Raw genomic sequence first — 21,100 nt, 5'->3', positions numbered from 1 at the left:
GGAGGCCGCCAGCAGCGGCCGTAGAGATATCAAAACGGTGCTACGCCTTGCGCAGTACCTCGGGGTGGCTATCGGCCAGATGCACGATCAGTTCGCCGAACAAGGTGTTGGCCCAGGCGAACCAGGTGCGTGTGAATTTGGCGGGATCGTCCTGATCGAACGATTCATGCATAAAGCCGGTGCCGGCGTGCGTGGTTTTCAGCCACGTCAGGCATTGGGCGATGTCGCGCGTGTCGTCGGTGGTGAAGGCGCGCATCATGATCGACATCGGCCAGATCATGCGCAGCCCTTCGTGCGGTCCACCGACACCTTCTGCCGCGCTGCCTTTGAAGAAGTACGGATTGTGCGTGCTCCACACTTGCGCGCGCGTGCGCAGGTAGCGCGCGTCGTTCTGTTCGCAGGCGTGGAGATAGGGCAGGGCGAGCAAGCTGGGAACGTTGGCATCGTCCATGAACAACTGGTTGCCGTAGCCGTCGACCTCATAAGCCCAGTAGTCACCCTGGTTGCCGTGAATCACGCCGTAGGCTTCAACCGCGCGCTGGATCTCATCGGCCAGCGCCACGCAGTCGGACGCACCAGCATCGTCATGGCGGATGGCACGAAGCATCTCCGCGAGCTGGCGCAGGCTGGTGACGGCGAAGAGGTTGCCGGGAATATTGAACGGGTAGACCGTCGCATCGTCCGACGGGCGGAACATCGCGTGGATCATGCCCACCGGGCGCGTCGGGTTGCCGTAGCCCTGCAGGAATTGCGACTCGGTCGGGATCGGCGAGCTGCGCTGGAAGTGGTACGGCCCTGGGCCGTCTTTGCGCTGCTGTTCGCGGAACGTCTTGAGCACCGTGCGCATGGCGGCATGCCAGTCGTCATCGAAGGCGGTGGTGTCGCCCGTGGCCTTCCAGTACCCATGCGCAAGGCGGATCGGGTAGCACAGCGAATCGATCTCCCATTTGCGCTCGGCCACACCGGGTTTCATATCGGTGATGTCGTGCTGGGACCAATCCAGGTTGGACTTCGCACCCGGATCGGGCATGAACGCATTGGCGTAGGGGTCGATGCTGATGCATACCGCGTGGCGATGGATCAGGCCACGGAATAGCCGTTGCAGCGCCTTGTCCTGCTTCGCGAGCTGCACGTACGGCCACACCTGCGCGGACGAGTCGCGCATCCACATGGCGTCGATATCGCCGGTGACGATGAAGGTGTCGGGCTTGCCGCGCAGCGTGCCTACTTCGACCGTGGTATCCAGCGTGTTCGGGAAACAGTTCTCGAACATCCACGCCAGTTCGGGATCACTGATCTTGGCCTTGGTCTGGGCGAGCAGCTTTTCCACAGCGGCGCTGGTGAACTTGCGCTTGCCGATGGGCGGTCGCTGGCTGACGAAGGCACTCGTACCTGTCGCTGCGAACACACCATCCGACAGCCATGCAGCAGCGGGCGCCAGCGCCATCCATTTGAGCAGGTTGCGGCGAGAGGTGATCATCGCGTGGTCTCCGGTTTGACGGTATCGATCAGCGAGGTCAGCTTGAGCGCCGACTTGAGGGCGTGCAGGTCAGCCTGGCTGTTGACGGCGATATCCACATGCTCGCCCGGCAGCAGGTCAAAGGCATTGTTGGAAAAGGTGGCGTCAAGCTTGCCCAGGTCAATCCACACGCCACGAGCGAGCTGCTTCGTGCTGACGCGCAACACCGTGCCGTTGTCGTCCTTGATCCACTCGGCGCCCAGGCCAGGGTGCTTGGGCAGATTTAGTGTCTTGGCGAGACCGAAGTAGAGCAGGTGATGCGCCACGACCTCGTCGTTCTTGATCACATCGAAAGAGGCGACGCTTTGCGTTGGCTTGGCACCGTGCAGCAGCTCCGCGTCGCTGAACTCGCCAACGAGTGTGCTGCTAAGTGCGGCGGCCTCCACCGGCTCGCTCTTCTCGCTAAGCAACTTGCCCGCCATGTCATAGACACGTGTGCGTAGCGTGGCGTTGAAGGGCGTGGTGCGGTCGGAGACCAGATGCAGCGTGGTGTGGCCATCACGGCGGATCGGCACCACATCCACCGGCGCATAGAAGCGCTTGGCGTGGAATTGCAGCGCCTTCCAGCGGCCGTAGTAGTCGATGCTGGACCAGGACGGCCCCGGCCATACGTCGTTGAGCTGCCAGTACAGCGAGCCCATGCTCTGCGGTCGCGCGCTGCGCAGGTGTTCTGCCGCAAGCTCAATGCCCTCGGCCTGCATCAGCTGGCTAAGGTAGACGAAGGAGGCAAAGTCCTTCGGCTCACCGTAGTTGGCGCGGATGTACAGCAGCAGACGGTCGTTGCCATTGCCATTGGCGAATTTCTGGTGTGCACGCATCACCGGCGAGTTCGGCGTCATGTCGGCCGGCGTGGCGAAACTCTCGATGGTCGACATCACCGGGAAGGACTGCAGGCCGTACTCAGACTGGAAGCGCGGCGTGATATCCAGATAGTGATCGATGGGCTCGGAACCCGACCACACCTTCCAGTAGTGATAATCGCCGTCGTTCAGCACGTTGGCTTCGCCATCGAAATCCGTGCTGGGCGAGCTGGCCCAGTAGGGCACGTCGGGATCGTTGGCCTTCACCACTTCGCGCAGCGTGTGGCCGAATAGCTCGCGCATGCCGTTCTCGATGCGCTGGCGTTCGTCGGTGCTGATCGCCTTCTTGAAGTCGATACGGTCCGGCCAGGATTCCCAGCCAGTCTGCACTTCGTTGTTGCCACACCACAGCACGATGCTGGGGTGGTTGCGCAAGCGGCGTACCTGTTCCTCGGCTTCGACGCGCGAGTTGCCTAGGAATTCGTGGTCATACGGCGTAATCGCGCCGCCAAACATAAAGTCCTGCCAGATCATGATGCCCATCTGGTCGGCGAGATCGTAGAACGCATCGCTCTGGTAGTAACCGCCACCCCACATGCGCAGCATGTTCATGTTGGCATCGCGGGTGGAGGTGAGCAGCTGCTTGAGTTGTTCCGGCGTGGTGCGCTCCGGGAAGCTATCGGTCGGGATGAGATCCGCGCCCTTGGCGAAGATCGGCACGCCGTTCACCACGAAGGCGAAGCCGCGCCCCCACTGATCACGATCGCGGCGCAGTTCGACGCTGCGCAGGCCCGTGCTGCGATCGGCGCTGGCGAGGGTGTCGTTGCCGCGCTTCACTTCCATGTGGAAGCGATAGAGGTTCTGCATGCCGTAGCCGGCAGGCCACCAGCGTTCGGGCTTGGCAATGGCGAACGGCACGCGCAGCGTGTTCTCGCCGGATTTGAGCGTGGCATCCTGGGCTATCTCGCCTTGGCTGCCATCCGGCGCGGTCCAGTTCACCGTGACGCGCGCGCGGCCAGCCTTGCCTGCCTGTAGCGAGACTTCCGCGGCGAGTTCGGCGTTGTCGGCATCCACGTGCGGCTGGGCAACGTGGAAATCCTCCAGTCGCGCATCGGTCCAGCTTTCCAGTTGCACCGGCTGCCAGATGCCCATGGTGACGAAGCGCGGGCCCCAGTCCCAGCCGTACTGGTAGTTGGCCTTGCGCACGTAGTTGGAGGTCTGCTTGCCTTTGGGCTCGTCGCCGAAGGCGGAGTCGAATTCGCCGGGCAGGGCGTACGGCTGCATCAGCAGCCACGGTTGCAGTTTCGCGATGGGCGAATGCAGGCGCACTGTGAGCGTGTTGCTGCCGGCGTGCAGCACATCCTTCACGGGCAGGCGCCAGCGACGGAACATGTTGCCCGTCTTCAGTAGTGGCTTGTCGTTGAGGCTGATGTCAGCAAAGGTGTCCACGCCATCGAACACCAGATCGACATGGTCCTGCTTCAGCGTGGCGGCATCGACGTTGAAGACTAGCTGGTAATCCCAGTCGGCCAGGCCAATCCATTGCTGCTGCGCTTCGTTGTCGCGGAAGAACGGGTCGCCGATGTTGCCTGTGGTCAGCAGATCGGTCTGCACGCTGCCGGGCACGTGGGCCGGGGTCCAGGTCGTCTGGTCAGGGTGCTGAGCAACCAGCGTTGAGTCGGGCGCCAGACGGAATTGCCAGCCGTCGTCGAGCGGCGTCACGGTGGTGGCGCCCAGCGTGGACGCGCGTGCGAAGGCGAGGGCGGCCAGCAGGCCAACGGAAAGACGTGTCAGGGATGACAAGGCAAGGCGCTCCGCTTCTTGCTGAAAGGTCTCTTATCGCACACGGCGAAAGAAAGTGGATATCGCCCCAAAAAAACGGGCGCTACGAGAGCGCCCGGAAGTGGGGGGTCTTACAACTTGAATCCGAGATTGACTGTGTACGTGCGGCCGTTCTTGTAAGCGTTTAGTGGCTGAGCTGGTGTGTTGTTGTAGACGAAGTAGGTGGAATCCAGCAGGTTGGTGCCATCCAGCGAGACGCGCATGTGGTCGTTGATCTGGTAACCCAGCGACGCATCCAGTTCGCGGAAGATGCCGGTGATCTGTGAGGACTGCAGCTGTGCGATCTGCGTGAAGTAGTGCGAGCGCCAGCTATAGGTGACGCGCGCGCTCCACGGTCCGTTCTCGAAGTAAGGCGTGAGGTTGAACGCGTTCTTCGAGTTGTACGGCAGTGGGAACCCGTTGCTGGTGTCCGCATCGGACAAGGTGTAGTTCGCCAGCAGGCCGAAGCCGTAGGCAAAGTTGCCCTGGTAGGTCAGCGACAGGCCCTTCACCTTGGCGACGCCGGCGTTCACCGGGATCTCCATCTGGTACACGTCGTCCTGCTGGTCGGTGACGTTGTAGTGCGTCTGCGGCACGTTGGTATTGAGGATGTAGCCGGAGATGCGGCGGAAGAAGAATTCCGCCGAGAGCAGGCTGTTCTCTGCGAAGTACCACTCGGCCGTCGCGTCGTAGTTGGTCGACTTGTACGGCTTCAGATCGGTGTTGCCACCCGAACCGGTAAGGGTGCGGTCATCCAGTGCGACGTACGGCGTCATTTCCTGGAAGCGCGGGCGCGCGACGGTCTTTGCGGCGGCAAAGCGCAGCGTGACGTCTTCAATGGGATCGTACGCAATGTTGAACGACGGCAGCCATTCGCCATAGCTGCTGCGCTTGTCCACCGGTGCGTACTGGTTGTTGCCGATGAAGTTGTAGCCGGTGACGGTATCGCGCGTGTGGAAATAGCGCATGCCGAAGTTGCCGCGGTAGTCGGTGCCGGCGAAATCGGCCTGCCAGTAGAACGCGCGATTCTGCTCCTGGATGCCGTAAGTGGCCTTCGGGTCCATCGGCGCATTGCTATAGAGCGACTCGACGTAGCTCTTCAGGCCACCGCGGTTGATCTGTGTCCAGTTGGCCATGCTCGCGGTCGGGTCGAGGCCGTCGAGGTAGCCGCCTGGCGTGTTGCCGCCATTGAGGTCGGCCAGTGATACGCCGGAGCCATCCTGCGTGGGGATGCTCGCCTGGTAGCCGGTCTGACCGTTGTAGTGGTTGCTCGCCTTGATGCCCACTTCGATCTCGTTCAACGGGCCCCAGCTGAGGTCGTGGTTGAAGTCGGCCTGGAAGTAGCGCTCTTTGTCGTAGCTCGGCGCGTAGCTGAAGCCGGCGCCGTGGGCCAGCATGTCGCTCGGGTCGTTCGCAGCGTTGTAGTTGATCTGCGGATTCTGGCCGTTGAGGTTCCAGTTGTAGCCGCCGTAGCCGCGGAACTGCACGTTGTAGATGCCCTGCGAACCGCCGGTGGAGCTGGTGTAGCCCAGCTGGCTGGACGCGTTCCAGCCGTCGCCGTGCCAGTCGGCACGCAGTTGTGCGCTGCCGGTGTTGACCTTGGAGAAGCGCTCGTAGCCGTCCAGATAGGTCGGTGCGCCTGCACCATACGAGCCGCTGGTGGCCACGCCGTTGGTGAAGTTCATGGCCGTCGCGTCAGGCGCGCTGCCGGACCAGTCGCCGTAGCGGCTCTGGTTGAAGTTGTTGAACTTCTCGGTGACGTAAAGGCCGGTGAAGTTCAGCTCGAACGCTTCGTTCGGCTTCCACTGGATATCGGTGGACACACCGTCGCGCTTGCGCTCCTGCTTGAACAGGGCGGTGTTGATGGCGGTCGGGTACACGCCCGTCTGGCCCGGCGGCACCACACCCGGCGCGAACTGGTGGTTCGGGTCCGTATCGGTCGGGTCATTGGCGCGCTGGTAGCCGAAGATCTCGGTGCCTTCGCGCTGGATGACGCGGTCCGAGTGCATCACCGAACCCAGCACGCCGAACGTGCTGTCGTTGTTTTTCCAGCTATACAGCAGCGAACCCTGCGGCTCGCCCTTGTCGGCGCGGTCGTTGTACTGGTAGCCCAGCGTGCCGGTGAGCGTGTTGGCTTTCAGGTCCAGCGGGCGACGCGTGTTGATGATCACCGTACCGCCGATGGAGCCTTCGTCGATGCGCGCCTGCGGGGTCTTGTAGACCTCCGCCGTGCCGATGATTTCGGAGGTGAGCAGGCTGTAGTCGAACGAGCGGCTATCCGGGTTATTCGGGTCAGACGTCCAATTGGTGGATGCCAGCGTCTGGCCGTTGAGCAACAACCGGTTCAATGCCGGGTCGGTGCCGAGAATGCTGACCTTGTCACCCTCGCCGAAATTGCGGTCCACGCTGATGCCGGGCAGGTGCGAGAGGGATTCGGCCACGTTGGTGTCCGGGAACTTGCCCACGTCCTCAGCCGAGATCGCATCGACGATGGAGTCGGAGTTGCGCTTGAGATCCAGCGACTTCTGCAGGCTGGCGCGGATGCCGGTAACGGTGACGCCTTCCAACTGCTTGGCCTTGGCCGGGTCCGTCGGATTGGACTGCCCGGTCGCCGTCTGCTGCGTGCTGCCATTGGGTGCCGTGCCCTGGGTGCTGGCGGCGTCCTGTGCCATGGCTGTTGCGCTCGCGAACAACGCGCTGGCCAGGCTCATCCAAAGTGCGGTCTTGCGATACGTCACGCCTATCTCCCTGCAACGACAAAGCGCTGAGCGGGCTGGGGGAGACGCGGGGGAGCGCGTATCCCGGATTGTTCGGGACGAACTCGCCTGCACTACCTTGCGGTGGTGGTCCTGACGGTTCGTATGAATTGGCTCGATGGGGCCGGCGAGGGGGCCGGTCGTTGCGGCCGTTGATGCTGGTGCCGGTGAGGCGACCGGTCGCCGTGGCTGGCGGGTTCGCCCTTCCGATGTCACACGACTCAAAACCCCTCGCCGCACCGCCGGCTACGTGTGGAGGTCACCGACGACAGGACCATTCTTGAAGTCCGCTGATAACGTTGTCAACAAAAAATTTCACTCGATCTAAAGAAGAGACCAGTACCCCAAGGTATTGATTTTTCTGGGTGGATGGATAGGGCCAAATATTGCGCTGCAATATAGAAACAGGCCTTCTTGAATCGATCTAAGGAGTGCTGTCTGACGGGCACATGGGCCTACCCGCGGTGGGATCAGGCCATACCTGCGTTTGGCGCTGGTCAGGGCATTCCGGACCGCCGGTGATCGGCTCGCGCGGGTCTTTGTTGCAATGCACCGCAAATCGCTGCGATCGGTGCCCGTACGGGCCTGTTGCCGCTGAATCGAGGGCGGACGACCTTACGCTTTACGGCATCTATACGCGTTGCCGTGCGCCCCATACCCCAACTTTATGGCCGCCCCCACAGAATGGCCGCATGGATTGGAGTGACACCCACGGACGTCGGCGCGAGCGGGCGGCGACATGCATGTCTAGGGCCGGCATCGCGACGCGCGGCATGCGCGTGCCCGTGCCGGCCGAATAAGCCGCGATGTTGGCGACGCGGTTGGCGCGTTTTATGGTTCCGGAGCCGTCCGCACATCGCCGGTGGCCCGGCAGGCATGCCGCAGGGGTGGAGACGCTGCGGGGAGTGCTGATGGCGCTGCTGGCCTGCGCTATCGCCACCTTGCTTGGCGAACTCCTGGTGCGGGTGTTCGACATCTCCAACGTTGTCGCCTTGTTCCTGTTCACCGTGGTGGTGGTGGCCCTGCGCTGGGGCAAAGTGGCGGGTAGCGTTGCCGCGCTGGTCGGCGTGACGTGCTTCGACTTCTTCTTCGTACCGCCGGTGCTCGCGTTTCGTCTTTCCGATGCGCAGTACCTGTTCACCTTTGTGCTGACGCTGGTGATTGCCTTGGTCACCGGCCAGCTCGTGGCGCGCATACGGGCGGAAGCCGCCTCCGCATTGGCAGGCGAGCGCCGCGCCGTCGCGCTGGCAGACGTGGCGCGAGATCTGTCCGCCACGTCGACGGTGATGCAGATCGCCAGCGTCTGCAGTCATCGCATCGCGCCCTTGTTTGGCGCGACCGGCGTTCTGCTGAAACCCGATGTGGAAGGCGGAATGGCCGATATCGATGGCGCCATCGTGTCGGCGTCAGCCAGTGGACACCGGATGCACTACATCCCCTTGATTTCACCCACACGCACGCGCGGCGTGTTGGCCTTTCACCGCGAAGCGGCATGGGTGCTGGACGAAGACGATCAGCGGCAGTTGGAAGCCTGTTGCGCCTTGGTCGCGCAGGCGTTGGATCGCGTGCATTTCACCGACGAGGCGCGCGACACGCTGGTCAGGATGGAGGGTGAGCGCTTTCGGCACACCTTGCTTGCAGCGGTATCGCACGACCTGAAGACGCCGCTGACTGCCATACGCGGGTTGGCGGAAACGCTGGAGCTTGGTAACGCATCATCGCCGGCCGAAGGACGCGACATGGCGCGTGCCATCCATCGTCAGGCCGACGCCATGCACCGCCAGGTCAGCAACCTGCTCGATCTGGCGCGGATGCAGGACGACGGCACGCACCTCGAATTGGACTGGCACGACGTGGGCGAGGTGGTCGGCAGCGCGCTGGCCGCCATGGATGTGGTGCTCGGCCATCGCCACGTAAACATCGAATGGCCGCCGGGGTTGCCGCTGGTGCACATGGATGCGCGCCTGTTCGAGCACGTCATCGTCAATCTGCTGGATAACGCAGCCAAGCACACGCCTGCATCAGCGTCGATATGGATCTGTGCGCACAAGGACGAAGACTGTTTGATGATCGACGTGGAAGACGATGGACCGGGTTTGCCGCCCGACATGGCCAGACACATCCCGACGGCGACATGTGCGCGTAACGCGCCAGGCACGGGCTTGGGGCTGGCCTTGTGTCAAAGCATCGTGCAGGCGCACGGCGGATCTATGGATGTGTTTGGTGGCAAATCGCGTGGCGTGTGCTTCCGGGTGAGTTTGCCCATCGCAGACATGCCTGAACTGGAGCGTGAAGTTCTATGAATCGCCCACGCGTCCTCGTTGTCGAAGACGAATCGGACATCCGCCGCTTCGTGCGCTTGTCGCTGGAGCGCGAAGGCATGCAGGTTTTCGAGGTGGGCAACGCCTGCGATGCGCGCATCGACTCCGCCTCGCGACAGCCGCAGTTGCTCATCGTGGACCTTGGCCTTCCCGATGCGGATGGCAAGACCCTCATCCGTGAAGTGCGCCGCTGGTCCAGCGTCCCTGTGATCGTCCTGTCCGCACGCGAGCACGAGCAGGAAAAAGTGGAAGCGCTTGAAGCGGGTGCGGACGATTATCTGGTGAAGCCTTTCGGCGTGCCCGAATTGCTCGCCCGGGCCAAGGCGCAGCTCCGACGTGCCAGCATGGTGTCTTCTGGCCCCGAGTCCTCCGTGGTGTGCTTCGGCGACGTGAGGGTGGATCTGGCCACGCACGAAGTGGTTCGCCACGATGAGCTGATCCATCTCACACCCATCGAATTCCGCTTGCTGGCGGCGCTGGTGCGCGGCCAGGGCAAAGTGATGACCTATCGCCAGTTGTTGCTGGATGTGTGGGGGCCGGGTTATGCAGCTCGTGCCCACTACGTGCGCGTCTACATGACCAACCTGCGGCAAAAGCTCGAAGAGCATCCACCCCGGCCACGTCATCTGCTCACCGAGCTGCAAGTGGGCTATCGACTGGCCGGGGTGGCGCGGGAAAGCGCGCAGGCAGCGGGTCAGAACGCGAACTTCAGTGCGGCCACCGCGTGAGAGCCGTAGATGTGGCCGGAGTCATGCGCGTTGGTATCCCAGTAGCGCAGATCCAGTGACAGGCCGTCGCGAATCGTCCAGGTGACGCCAGCATTCCACGTGTTGTAGCTGAAATCGGCGCGTGAGCCGTCGTCGCGCATCACGGAGCTGCCAATGGTCTGCCGACCCATGGCCACGGAAACAGTCCACGCGGGATCTATCGTGTACGCGACATTGCCTTCCGCATACACCGCATGTCGGGCGATGCCGGGGAAATTCGGTGAGTAGTACACCGCACCGCCCAGGGTCACCGGACCGAACGCGTGGCTACCCCGCAGATAGGTTTCGGCATACGACTCGGTCATCTCCTTGGGTTGGTGCAGATAGCCGTAGTGGATGTAGCCAAGATCGAAGGTGATGCCCGCGAACGTGGGGCGCCATCCGCCGTACAGGTCGACCTCTTGCCGGGTGCGGGTGTCGCCAGAGGGACTGAAATCCACATTGGACGTCCACACGCCCGCGTAAAACGCGCCCTTGGCGGTAACGTCCAGCCCTGCAAAGCCCGACGGATGTTCGTTGGTTTGGCTGATGCCGCGAAAGATGTAGTCGGACTGCGCGCCCACGTTGAACGCGACCTGCCAGGTATCCGGCGCAGGTTGTGAGGGGATAGGGGGTGGGGTGCCGCCATCGGCCGGACCGCCGCCTACGGTGTCTTGCGCATGTAACAGGCTGGATGCGCCAGCCAGCATGGAAACGAGGGTGAAGCTCAGTATTTTTTTCATGTCCTGCATCCGCGTGGAGGCACCTACGGAAGCTGTCCGAGTGCCGAAATTCCCGAGGAATGCTAGGGATGGGGGTACAAAGACGACGCTGGATTTCAGCCTTCCGTATCAAGGTGGCATCAAGGCGTGCATCGGGCTTTCGTGGTTGTCGTGGAGGGAGTGAGAAGACGTTGGCGAGCGCCACGTTTCATCTAACCGTCACAACGGCACCCTAGGCTCCGAGGCTGACGCAGAGCCGTAGCCTTCCTCGGCGAACACGGTCGAAGGAGGCGGTGTGCGCGAAAAGCATGGGGCGTGGTCGGCGTTGTTCGCCGAAAAAGGCGCGATGCTGAGCAAATATTTTCTGCGGCGCGTGGCGCACCGCTGGGATGCTCAGGACTTGGTGCAAGAGGTCTATCTGCGCTTGTTGCGCATCGAGCCCGACGACGCGGCCAACATTCGCAGCCCCGAGGCCTACCTGTTCACCGTGGCCGCGAACCTGGTGAAGGAACATGCCGTGCTGCGCCAGCAGCAGCCGTTGGGCAGCGACGAGCTAGAGCAAGTGGTGGAGCAGCTTGCGGCACCGGCCAATCCCGAGGCGGACATGGATAGCCGGCTACGGCGGGAGCGCCTCGGCACCCTGATCGATCGGCTCTCGCCCAAGTGCAAGGCCGTGCTCGTTATGCACTATCGCGACGAGATGTCGTATCGCGAGATCGCCGAGCGCATGTCCATCTCGACGAACATGGTGAAGAAGTACATCGTCAAAGGCTTGGCAGCATGCCGGCAAAGGATGGCCGACTATGAGTGATTCCACACAATTCGATGCCGCACGGCAGGCGCGGCGCATCACCGAACAGGCCGTGTCCTGGTACATCGAGCAGCAGGAGCCGCTGAGCGAGCGCCAGCGCGTTGCGTTCCTCCATTGGCTGCGTGCTTCGCCGCGCCACGTGGCGGAGTATTTCGCGGTGGCGCAGATGCACGGCGACCTGAAGGCTGCGGCTTCATTGCAGGCGCTGACAAGTGAGGCGCTGGTGGAGCAGGCGACCCGCGATAACCCGGTGATCATGTTCCCGGGGATGGGCGGCGTCATGCGGAAGCCGGACGAGCCACGTGCGGGACGCATGCGACGCGCAGCCATCGCCTTGGCGGGGCTGGCAGCTGCCGTGGTCATGGCGTGGCTCGGCGTTGGCTACTGGCGCACTGCCGATGGTCGTGTTCAGCAGAGCTACGCGGGTGACGCATCCGTACGCTCGGTGACCCTGCCTGACGGTACGCTGGTCCAGTTGGATCGCGACAGTCTTATCGATGTGCATTTCGACGGACGCCTGCGTCGGATCGAAGTGGTGCGCGGCAACGCCTTGTTCGATGTGGGGAAGGATCCGAAGCGGCCGATGCTGGTCAGCGTGGGCGGCCATGTGTTGCAGGATATCGGCACCGTCTTCGACGTGAGGCGAGAGACCGGCGGCGATACGCTGACCGTCATCAGCGGCCGCGTGCGCGTGCTCAACGTGCCGGATGCGTCGCTCAAGGGCTTTGACATCGCGTTGCTCGGCGGTGACGCCGTGGCGGACCTTACCGCGGGTCAACAGATCTCACTCGGCAACACTGACGTGGGCGCGAAGCGACCAGCGCAGATGGCGCAAGTGACATCATGGCTGCCAACGGACATCCGTTTTCAGCACGAAACCATCGGCAACGTGGCCCGGCGCTTCAATGCCTACACCATCAAGCCATTGGTGATCGAGAACGAACACATCGCCGGCGAACGCATCAGCGGCATCTTTCACGCGAACAATCCACAAGCGTTCGCGGCCTACCTGGCGACGCTGCCAGATGTGCGCGTTATCGAAGAGAGCGACCGTGTGCGCGTCGTGGCATCAAACCAAACTGAAACGAAAACCAGCCATCTGTAAGAAAAGATTCATGCAATCGGAGGTACCCGATTTCGCGTCGGGCGGCTCTTGAAGGGTATGGGCTGGCGAAAACTCATGTCGCCGGCCGTTGACTAACCCACTCAAGGCTTCTTTCAAAATGCGACATCGTTTGGCTTTCCATATCGCGCTGGCGCTTGGCGTCAGTCTTCCTCTGGCGGTTTTCGCCCAAGCCGGTGCATTGCATACGACGGCTATTGCGCCGATGCCGCTCGCCAAGGCACTGGAGAGCTTCTCGCACGAAGCGGGCATGCAGATCGTCTATGGTTCGGATATCGCCGATACCGTGCGCAGCCCGGGTGCCGACGCCGGCCTTGCGCCGGAACAGCAGCTGCGTCAGTTGCTGGCAGGCACGGGCCTGACCTACCGCCTGGTCACGCCCAACACGGTGTCGATCATCCCGGGAAACGTGGCAGCCAATGCGGGCAATCCGGCCTCCGCTGCGGTGACGACGGCCGGTAACGCAAGCTCCAATCCGTTCGGTGACGCGGCTGCTGCATCCGGCGGCAACAAGAGTGCAAAGGATCTCGATCAGGTGGTGGTGACGGCGCGTTCCGGTGTAGACGAGCGCACCAAGGCGCAGACCAGCTACTCCATCACCACCATCGACGAAGACCGCCTGCGCATGCAGAACCCGACCAGCGTCACCGAGGCGATGAAGTCGGTGCCGGGTTTCTGGGTGGAGTCGTCGGGTGGCGAAGCGAGTGGAAACATTCGTGCGCGTGGTATTCCGGTGGACGGTTTTGGCTCGGTGAACCTGCTGGAAGACGGCATTCCCGTACAGCACGATCCAGCACTTGGCTATCTCAATGCCGATCAGGCTTTTCGTCTGGATGAAACCATCGATCGCATCGAAGTGGTGCGCGGTGGTCCGTCATCCATCTTCTATTCGAATGCGCCGGCCGGTGCGATCAACTTCATTCCGCGTCAGGTCGGTGACTCCGCCGAAGGCCTGGTGAAGTACACCGTGGGTAACTACGGGCTCAATCGCCTCGACTTCTGGTACGGCACCCCTATCGGCGATGGCTGGAAGCTGAGTGCGGGTGGTTTCTTTCGTCAGGATAATGGCGTCCGCAGCCCCGGCTTCACGAACGATCAAGGCGGCCAGTTGCGCGCCTCGCTCTCCAAGCAGTTCGAAAACGGCAGCATCAGCTTCGACGTGAAGCACATGGACGACAAGGTGGCGTTGGACCTTGGCATCCCGATGTATCGCAATGCCAGCGGCGATCTGCAGGCCGTGCCGGGTTTCAATGGCAACTACGGCACGCTCGCCGGGCCGGAGACCGAACACATCCAGATGATTCAGGGCAACGGCAGTCTGTACAACTTCGACAACTCGCTGGGCACGCAGGTCAAGCGTACGCAGTTCACGGTGAAGTTCGACTACAACCTGGGCGATGGCTGGAAGATTGCGGAGAACCTGCGCTACAGCGATACCGATACGCAGCGCAATGGTGTGTATCCGAATGCCGTGCAAACCACTGCGGGCTTCCTCAGCACCGCCCAGAGCCGGCTTGCTCAGTACTATCCGAATGCGGCTGGCATGCAGCTGCAATACGTGGATAACGGGCAGGCGTACAACGCTAGTCCCAATAACGGCCTGGTCGTGACGGGTGGCTTGCGCGGCATCACCATGCCGATGAACGAGTTCACCAGCGACACGCGCCTGCTGCGCAAGTTCGAGTTGGGTGACCAGACGCACGACGTGACGTTCGGTTACTACTACGCGCACTTCAACCAGAGCTTTGATCGCTACTCGTCGACGGCGATCCTCACCGCGACCGACAACGCACGCCTGCTGGACGTGGTGGCGGTGGGTGCCAACGGCAATGCGCTTGGCAAGCTGACCAACAATGGCATCTACGGCTATGGCTATGAGTGGGCGCATGCCAGTGGCACATCCAATACCAGCGCGTTCTATGCCTCGGACGAATGGCAGGTCAACGACAAGCTCCGCATTGATGGCGGCGCGCGCTGGGAGCGCGTGAACACGACAGGCTGGACCGAGCTGTCACAAACCGTGAACCTGGGAACGCCTGCGACGAGCAACATTCTCACTGGCAGCGGTCAGTACGCCGATTACGATCACAGCTTCAACAAGCTGGGTTGGACCTTGGGCGCCAACTATCAGTTCAGCGAGCATCAGGGTGTGTTTGCCCGCTACACGTCCACGTTCCGCCTGCCGAACCTTAGCTCGTACATCACCTCGCCGACGGCTACACCCATCACGCAGACGATGATCCTGCCGGAGATGGGCTACAAGTACAGCAACCGCTACATGGATGCATACGCCACGCTGTTCTATACCAAGTACAACAACGTCAGCTTCAGCAACTATGTGTTCAACCCGAACACCGGTGTGTCGACGCCGCAGACCGGCTATGCGAACACCGAAACCTATGGCCTGGAGCTGGAAGGCACGTTCTATCCGTCCAAGTGGTTCGACGTGCAATACACGGCCACGGTGCAGGATCCGAAGTACAAGGGTCTAAGCTATACCACCGTTACGGCGGGTGCGCCGGTGTTGCTCAATTACGATGACAATCAGCTCATTCGCGTACCGAAGAACAGCTTTCGTATCGTTCCCGGTGTGAACCTGCTCGACGACAAGCTGCGCTTGCAGATGTCCTACGAGTACGAGGGTCGGCGTTATGTGGATACGGCCAACTCGGTGGTGTTGCCGCAGTACCACACCATCGGTTTTAGCGCGCGCTACCAGATGACGCCGGAGCTGTCGTTCTTCTTCTACGCCGACAATCTCAACAACTCGCTGGGCCTGACGGAGGGCAACCCGCGTGCCGGCGAGCTGGCGAGCAGTGATGCGACCAAGAGCGTGTTCATCGCGCGTCCGTTGCTGGGTCGCTCGTTCCGCGCCTCGGTGATGTACCGTTTCTGACGGCGTTTGGCGTCCCGCGCGTCGCTCCGCATGGCGGCGCGCGGGATGGTTTTCCTGCTGCAGGAAGAAAGCCATGCATAAAAGCTCACTTTGTCGTCATCGGCTTCTGGCGCTGGCCGCACTCTGGCTGGCGGTTATCGGCGTGGCGTGCGCCACGGATACTGCGCCGGACGTCGTGCTGCGCGGCCAGTTGCAAGGCGCCGACAACCATACCTATCGCGAGGTGCCGTTCAAGGTGCCCGAGGGTGTCAATCGCATCACTGTGCAGTTTGAATCCACAGGGCGTGATGAGCACACCACCGTCGATCTTGGACTGATAGATCCGGCAGGCTTTCACGGCCAGCAGGGCCTCCGTGGGTGGACGGGTGGAAGCAAACAGCTTTTTACCGTGGGTGCCGTTGATGCCACGCCATCCTTCGCTCCCGGTCCGATTCAGCCCGGGCGCTGGGCACTCCTGCTCGGCATCCCCAATATCCGCCCGGCGTCGAAAGCGGAATTCACCGCCAAGATCTGGTTCGGCCATCCGGGCGATCCCGCATGGTTGCCTGCCGTGCTCAACCCACCGCTGCGCAAGGAGGCGGGTTGGTATCGCGGTGATCTTCATATGCATGGCGCTCACAGCGACGGAAGCTGTCCTACGCAAAGTGGGGGCGCACGTGCGCCGTGCCCGCTGTTCTTTACGGTGGACGATGCGGCCAAACGCGGGCTCGACTTCATCGCGCTGAGCGATCACAACACGATATCGCAGGCCAACGACATCCGCGAATTGCAGCCGTACTTCGACCGATTGCTGCTGATTCCCGCGCGCGAGATCACTACGTTTGAAGGCCACGCCAATCTTTTTGGGACCACGGAGCCGCTGGATTTTCGCCTCGGCAGTGCATCCGTGCCGGACTGGAACGCGCTGCTGGCACAAGCAGCGACCTTGCATGGTGTGCTTTCCATCAATCACCCCATCCGCCCGAATGATGAAACTTGTATGGGCTGCGGTTGGACGCCCTCAAAGCCGGTAGATATGCGGCGCGTGCAAGCCATTGAAGCAGTAAACGGAATGGACGCGCTCAGTCCGACCTACACTGGTATCCCTTTCTGGCAAGACCAATTGAATAAAGGCCTCCACCTCACCGGCATCGGCGGTAGCGACAACCACAACGCGAAAGTAGCGCTGCCCATGCCTGGCGGAAGCACGGCGATCGGTCTGCCGACGACGGTGGTGCATGCCAGCGAGTTATCGATGAAGGCGATTCTCGACGCCATTCGTGCGGGTCACGTCTTCATCGATGTGCAAGGCAGTCGCGATCGTCTGTTCGACATGGTGGCGAGCGTGGGCAATCAGGCGGCCGAGATGGGCGACTCGTTGAGTGCATCCGCTGGAAGCACCGTTCGCGTCACCATGCATGCGACCGCGATGGACCAGGCAAAGGCAGAAATCATCATGGACGGCAAACTCTTTCAGCTAGAGGAGAACTTGGCTATTCACGGGGCAAAGCAGACGTTGTCGTTTGATTGGCCAAGCGATGGCAAGCGCCACTGGGTTCGTGCGAACGTGCGTGATGCGGGTGGAGCCTTCTTGATCGTTGGTAATCCGATTTACGTCAACTGAGTGCGCGCCGATCCGTCTCTTTCCCTTGAGCTTTTTGTTTCGCTTCTACGGGCCGGAGAGGTCGTTCTTCGGCTGGATATGGACATTGCCTGAGGTGACGCCTGAGGCGTGACATACCCGCGCGAGTGGCTTCCAGGTCGAACGAACGAGCTGGAAGCCTCCGGCGGGAAAGGCGCCATGGAACGCAGAGGCGCCGTATCTTTATAATGCGTGGCCGTTTGTGCAAAGCGGTGCCGCCTACCGGTGTTTTATCCGGTGCCTTCCGCGATTGCCCTGTTCAGGACCCGGCCGATATGAAGCTCTTAGCTATCTCAGGTAGCGCGCGCCAGGAATCCACGAACACTGCGTTGCTCATGGCGATGAGAGGCCTTGCTCCCGTCGGCGTGGACGTGTCGGTGTTTCACCGGCTCGATACGTTGCCCGTGTTCTCGCCCGATCTGGAAGGAGAGCAGACGCCGGTGGCTGTGGTTGATTTTCTGAGTCGCATCGCCGGTGCGGATGGCATCATTATTTCCAGCCCGGAGTACGTGAGGGCCATTCCCGGCGGCTTGAAGAATGCCATCGACTGGATGGTTTCCCGTTACGAAATCATCGGTAAACCCATCGCGCTCGCTCACGCCTCACACCGCGGTGACGACATGCTGGCCTCGCTCAGGGTTGTGCTCGGGACGGTCAGTGACGGCTTTCTTCCTCAGGTGTTCCTCCGCCTGCCGCTGGTGGGCAAGTCCGTGGAAGACATCGCGCTACTGATGCGTGAACCCGGCTACACATCGCAGATCACGGACTTCCTGTCCGAAGTTGCTGCCGCCATCGAGGCAAGGTAGCTGGGCCACTTGTAAGGCGTTTGTCGGTGGCTGCCGAATCGGTGCGCACCATCATGTGGCAAATCCACTTTCACTCGCCCCTCACGCGGTTACACCGTGCGGCGCATGGTGTTCGCTTCATGCACTACCGTATTTTTGCTTAGCGCACCTACGTAGTCTCTCGAATTGTCAGTGCCGTCCAAATCCGCGACCGTGAGAATTGTCGCGCATCGTCAGCGCGCGTAGCTCGGGCACAGTCCGTCGGGCGTGTTCTTCATGCATCGTGGCGGTGGCCAGGAAAGGCCTGGCCGGTTGTCGCGATGGAGTTGGTATATCGGGAGAAGTGTGGATGTATGCGGCATATCGCTCTGACATAAGCAGGGTAGGGGCACGAAAGAACGGGAAGGCGCGTCGGGGATCGCTATGCATGCTTTTGGCGCTGGTGTGGGCCAACGCGTGTATGGCCGCGCAGGATCCGTTGCCATCCTGGAACGACGGTGGAACCAAGCAGCAAATCGAAAGCTTCGTCACTAAGGTCACCAAGCCGGGCTCGCCCGATTTCGTCGAACCAGCCAAACGCATCGCCGTATTCGACAACGACGGCACCTTGTGGACGGAGCAGCCCATCTACTTCGAGTTCTTCTTCGTACTGGATCAGGTGAAGGCGCAGGCCCCGCAACATCCGGAGTGGAAGACAACCGAACCCTTCAAATCTGCGCTGGCCGGCGACATGAAAGGGCTGGCCGCGTCAGGCGAGAAAGGTGCCATTGAACTTATGGCTGCCACGCATGCGGGTATGTCCACCGACGAATTCGCGCGGCGCGTCAACCAATGGGTGTCCACGGCGCGCCATCCGAAGACGCACCGTGTGTTCACCGAAATGGTCTACCAGCCCATGCTGGAGCTGCTGCACTACCTGCGCGAGAACGGCTTCAAGACCTACATCGTTTCCGGCGGCGGCCAGGACTTCATGCGCGCCTGGGCTGAGGCCGTGTATGGCGTCCCGCCTGAGCAGGTGATTGGCAGCGAGACCGAGCTCAAGTACGAGTTGCGCGATGGTCAACCCGTATTGATCAAGGAGCCCAACGTGGCCCTTGTCGACGACCACGCAGGCAAGCCGGTCGGTATCGAACGCTTCATCGGTCGCAAGCCCATCTTTGCATTCGGCAACTCTGATGGTGACCAGCAGATGCTGGAGTGGACGACATCGGGCGGTGGCGCGCGTTTCGCGGGCCTGGTGCATCACACCGATGCCGCGCGCGAATACGCCTACGACCGGAAGTCGCCAGTCGGTACGCTCGATAAGGCGCTGGATGAAGCCACGGCCAAGGGTTGGACCGTAGTGGACATGAAGCAAGACTGGAAGGTTATCTACCCCGCAGAAAAGCAGTAGCGCAATACGACGGCGCCGCCCGCGTGCGCCGTTGCGGATTGAACGATGTGGTCCCCGTTGGCTGCCCCGCGCAGTCGTGTACACCTGGAGGTTCCCATGTTTCGCCCGTGGCAGCGCAGTACCTTGTTGAAATCACTGACGACGGTAGTCACGACGGCTTTGCTGGTCGTGGCCGCCGTCACTCTCCAGCCACCCGTGGCAAAAGCACAGCCGCCGGCACAAGATCAGCAGGAGTCATCGTCCGACAACGGCAAGCCGAATATCCTTGTCATCTTCGGTGATGACGTAGGTATCTCGAACCTGAGTGCTTACTCCATGGGTCTGGTCGGCTACCGCACGCCCAACATCGACCGTATCGCCCGCGAGGGCATGATCTTCACCGACTACTACGGTGAGAACAGCTGTACGGCGGGCCGTTCAACCTTCATCACGGGCCAGACTGTGTTGCGCACGGGCTTGTCGAAGGTGGGTGCACCCGGTGCGCCGCAAGGCCTGCAGGATCGCGACATCACCATTGCTCAGGCACTCAAGGGACTGGGTTACGGCACAGCGCAATTTGGCAAGAACCACCTGGGCGACCAGGATCGCTTCCTGCCGACCAAGCACGGTTTTGATGAGTACTTCGGCAATCTCTACCACCTCAATGCAGAGGAAGAGCCGGAGCGTCCGTACTGGCCCAAGAACGACCCGGAGTTCCTCAAGTCCTACAATCCTCGCGGCGTCATACACAGTGTCGCGGACGGCAAGATCGAGGATACCGGCCCGCTGACCAAGAAGCGCATGGAGACCATCGACGACGAGACGACAGGCGCCGCGATCTCCTACATCAAGAAACAGGCCGATGCCAAGCAGCCGTTCTTCGTGTGGATGAACTTCACGCGTATGCACGTCTTCACCCATGTGCGGCCCGAATTCAAAGGCAAGGCTGGATTGGGCGATGGGCATGAATATGCCGATGGCATGTGGGAGATGGATCAGAACGTGGGCAAGCTGCTCAAGTCGCTCGATGATGCCGGCATCGCCAAGAACACCATCGTGGTTTTCACCACGGACAATGGTCCGAACTTCTTCACCTGGCCTGACGCCGCCAATACACCCTTCCGCAGTGAGAAGGACTCCAATTGGGAGGGCGCCTTCCGTGTGCCGGGGATGGTTCGCTGGCCCGGGCACATTCGCCCCAACACGGTGAGTAACGCGTTGATCTCTGGCCTCGATTGGTTTCCCACCTTGGTGGCAGCCGCCGGCGATCCCGATATCACCAACAAGCTGCTTAAGGGAGACAGCATCGGCGGAAAGACTTTCAAAGTCCATTTGGACGGCTACAACTTCCTGCCCTATATGACCGGAAAGACGAATGTTTCGCCGAGGCAAGAGTTCTATTACTTCAACGATGATGCCGAAATGGTGGCTGTGCGTTGGGACCCCATCGAGACGGGTGGTGTGAGACCCGACGCATGGAAAACCGTTTTCTGCGAACAAAAGGCGCAAGGAGGCCTGGATATCTGGCAGGAGCCCTTTGTGTGTCTGCGCGTGCCGCGGCTATTCAATCTTCGAATGGATCCGTATGAGCGGGCCAATATCGGTCCGACGACGGGCTACGAACAATGGATGACCGAGAACGTTTACCTGATCGCTGACGGTACCCGCCGAGCCGCCACGTTCTTGCAGACCTTCAAGGACTATCCGCCGAGCCAGTCGCCCGGTTCGTTCACCATCGACAAGGCAATCGACTCCCTAAAGATGCAGTTGGAAAAGCAGGGCAAGTAGTCGCCCGCGAAGTAGCCAC

At 61.5% G+C, this 21,100-nt stretch carries 13 protein-coding genes; 9 read left to right on the top strand and 4 right to left on the bottom strand.

What is annotated here, in order from left to right; translation table 11 throughout:
- Positions 1-40: 40 nt before the first annotated feature.
- The 3 genes from DyAD56_RS11370 to DyAD56_RS11360 form a co-directional block, all read right to left on the bottom strand.
- On the bottom strand, positions 41-1,480 hold the full coding sequence (locus DyAD56_RS11370) for a glycoside hydrolase family 125 protein (protein WP_102302884.1): 1,440 nt from the start codon (positions 1,478-1,480) through the stop codon (positions 41-43).
- Positions 1,477-4,122 carry a glycoside hydrolase family 2 protein gene (locus DyAD56_RS11365; RefSeq protein WP_102302883.1) on the bottom strand — a complete coding sequence of 882 codons (2,646 nt, stop codon included), beginning with the start codon at positions 4,120-4,122 and terminating at the stop codon, positions 1,477-1,479. Before DyAD56_RS11365 ends, DyAD56_RS11370 begins: the two co-directional genes overlap by 4 nt.
- Positions 4,123-4,232: 110 nt before the next feature.
- Positions 4,233-6,878, bottom strand: coding sequence for a TonB-dependent receptor (locus DyAD56_RS11360; RefSeq protein WP_233202388.1), 2,646 nt, complete (start codon positions 6,876-6,878; stop codon positions 4,233-4,235).
- 929 nt (positions 6,879-7,807) lie between these two features.
- Between DyAD56_RS11360 and DyAD56_RS11355 the strand changes: the two genes are divergently transcribed.
- Positions 7,808-9,199: a DUF4118 domain-containing protein gene (locus DyAD56_RS11355; RefSeq protein WP_158241319.1), complete on the top strand. Its 1,392-nt coding sequence runs from the start codon at positions 7,808-7,810 to the stop codon at positions 9,197-9,199.
- Positions 9,196-9,945: a response regulator gene (locus DyAD56_RS11350; RefSeq protein WP_102302881.1), complete on the top strand. Its 750-nt coding sequence runs from the start codon at positions 9,196-9,198 to the stop codon at positions 9,943-9,945. The genes DyAD56_RS11355 and DyAD56_RS11350 overlap by 4 nt, the downstream gene beginning before the upstream one ends.
- Here the strand turns inward: DyAD56_RS11350 and DyAD56_RS11345 are convergent.
- The gene (locus DyAD56_RS11345; protein WP_158241318.1) at positions 9,912-10,706 is read right to left on the bottom strand and encodes a TorF family putative porin; all 795 of its coding nucleotides are present in this window, start codon (positions 10,704-10,706) and stop codon (positions 9,912-9,914) included. The genes DyAD56_RS11350 and DyAD56_RS11345 overlap by 34 nt on opposite strands.
- Positions 10,707-10,980: 274 nt before the next feature.
- Here DyAD56_RS11345 and DyAD56_RS11340 point away from each other — a divergent pair, with 274 nt between their 5' ends.
- From DyAD56_RS11340 to DyAD56_RS11310, 7 genes are all read left to right on the top strand, one after another.
- Positions 10,981-11,496, top strand: a complete 516-nt coding sequence (locus tag DyAD56_RS11340; RefSeq protein WP_102302879.1) for an RNA polymerase sigma factor — start codon at positions 10,981-10,983, stop codon at positions 11,494-11,496.
- On the top strand, positions 11,489-12,601 hold the full coding sequence (locus tag DyAD56_RS11335) for a FecR domain-containing protein (protein ID WP_102302878.1): 1,113 nt from the start codon (positions 11,489-11,491) through the stop codon (positions 12,599-12,601). Before DyAD56_RS11340 ends, DyAD56_RS11335 begins: the two co-directional genes overlap by 8 nt.
- A 118-nt stretch (positions 12,602-12,719) precedes the next feature.
- Positions 12,720-15,515 carry a TonB-dependent receptor gene (locus DyAD56_RS11330; RefSeq protein WP_233202387.1) on the top strand — a complete coding sequence of 932 codons (2,796 nt, stop codon included), beginning with the start codon at positions 12,720-12,722 and terminating at the stop codon, positions 15,513-15,515.
- A 73-nt stretch (positions 15,516-15,588) separates the two neighbouring features.
- Positions 15,589-17,118: a CehA/McbA family metallohydrolase gene (locus tag DyAD56_RS11325; RefSeq protein WP_102302877.1), complete on the top strand. Its 1,530-nt coding sequence runs from the start codon at positions 15,589-15,591 to the stop codon at positions 17,116-17,118.
- A 293-nt stretch (positions 17,119-17,411) separates the two neighbouring features.
- On the top strand, positions 17,412-17,942 hold the full coding sequence (locus tag DyAD56_RS11320) for an NADPH-dependent FMN reductase (protein WP_102302876.1): 531 nt from the start codon (positions 17,412-17,414) through the stop codon (positions 17,940-17,942).
- 406 nt (positions 17,943-18,348) lie between these two features.
- Positions 18,349-19,314: an HAD family hydrolase gene (locus DyAD56_RS11315; RefSeq protein WP_102302875.1), complete on the top strand. Its 966-nt coding sequence runs from the start codon at positions 18,349-18,351 to the stop codon at positions 19,312-19,314.
- Positions 19,315-19,410: 96 nt separating this feature from the next.
- Positions 19,411-21,081, top strand: a complete 1,671-nt coding sequence (locus tag DyAD56_RS11310; protein ID WP_102302874.1) for an arylsulfatase — start codon at positions 19,411-19,413, stop codon at positions 21,079-21,081.
- Positions 21,082-21,100 lie beyond the last annotated feature (19 nt).

The organism is Dyella sp. AD56, from assembly GCF_002878475.1.
Taxonomy (GTDB): Bacteria; Pseudomonadota; Gammaproteobacteria; order Xanthomonadales; family Rhodanobacteraceae; genus Dyella.
This window is presented reverse-complemented; position numbering and strand designations above follow the sequence as displayed.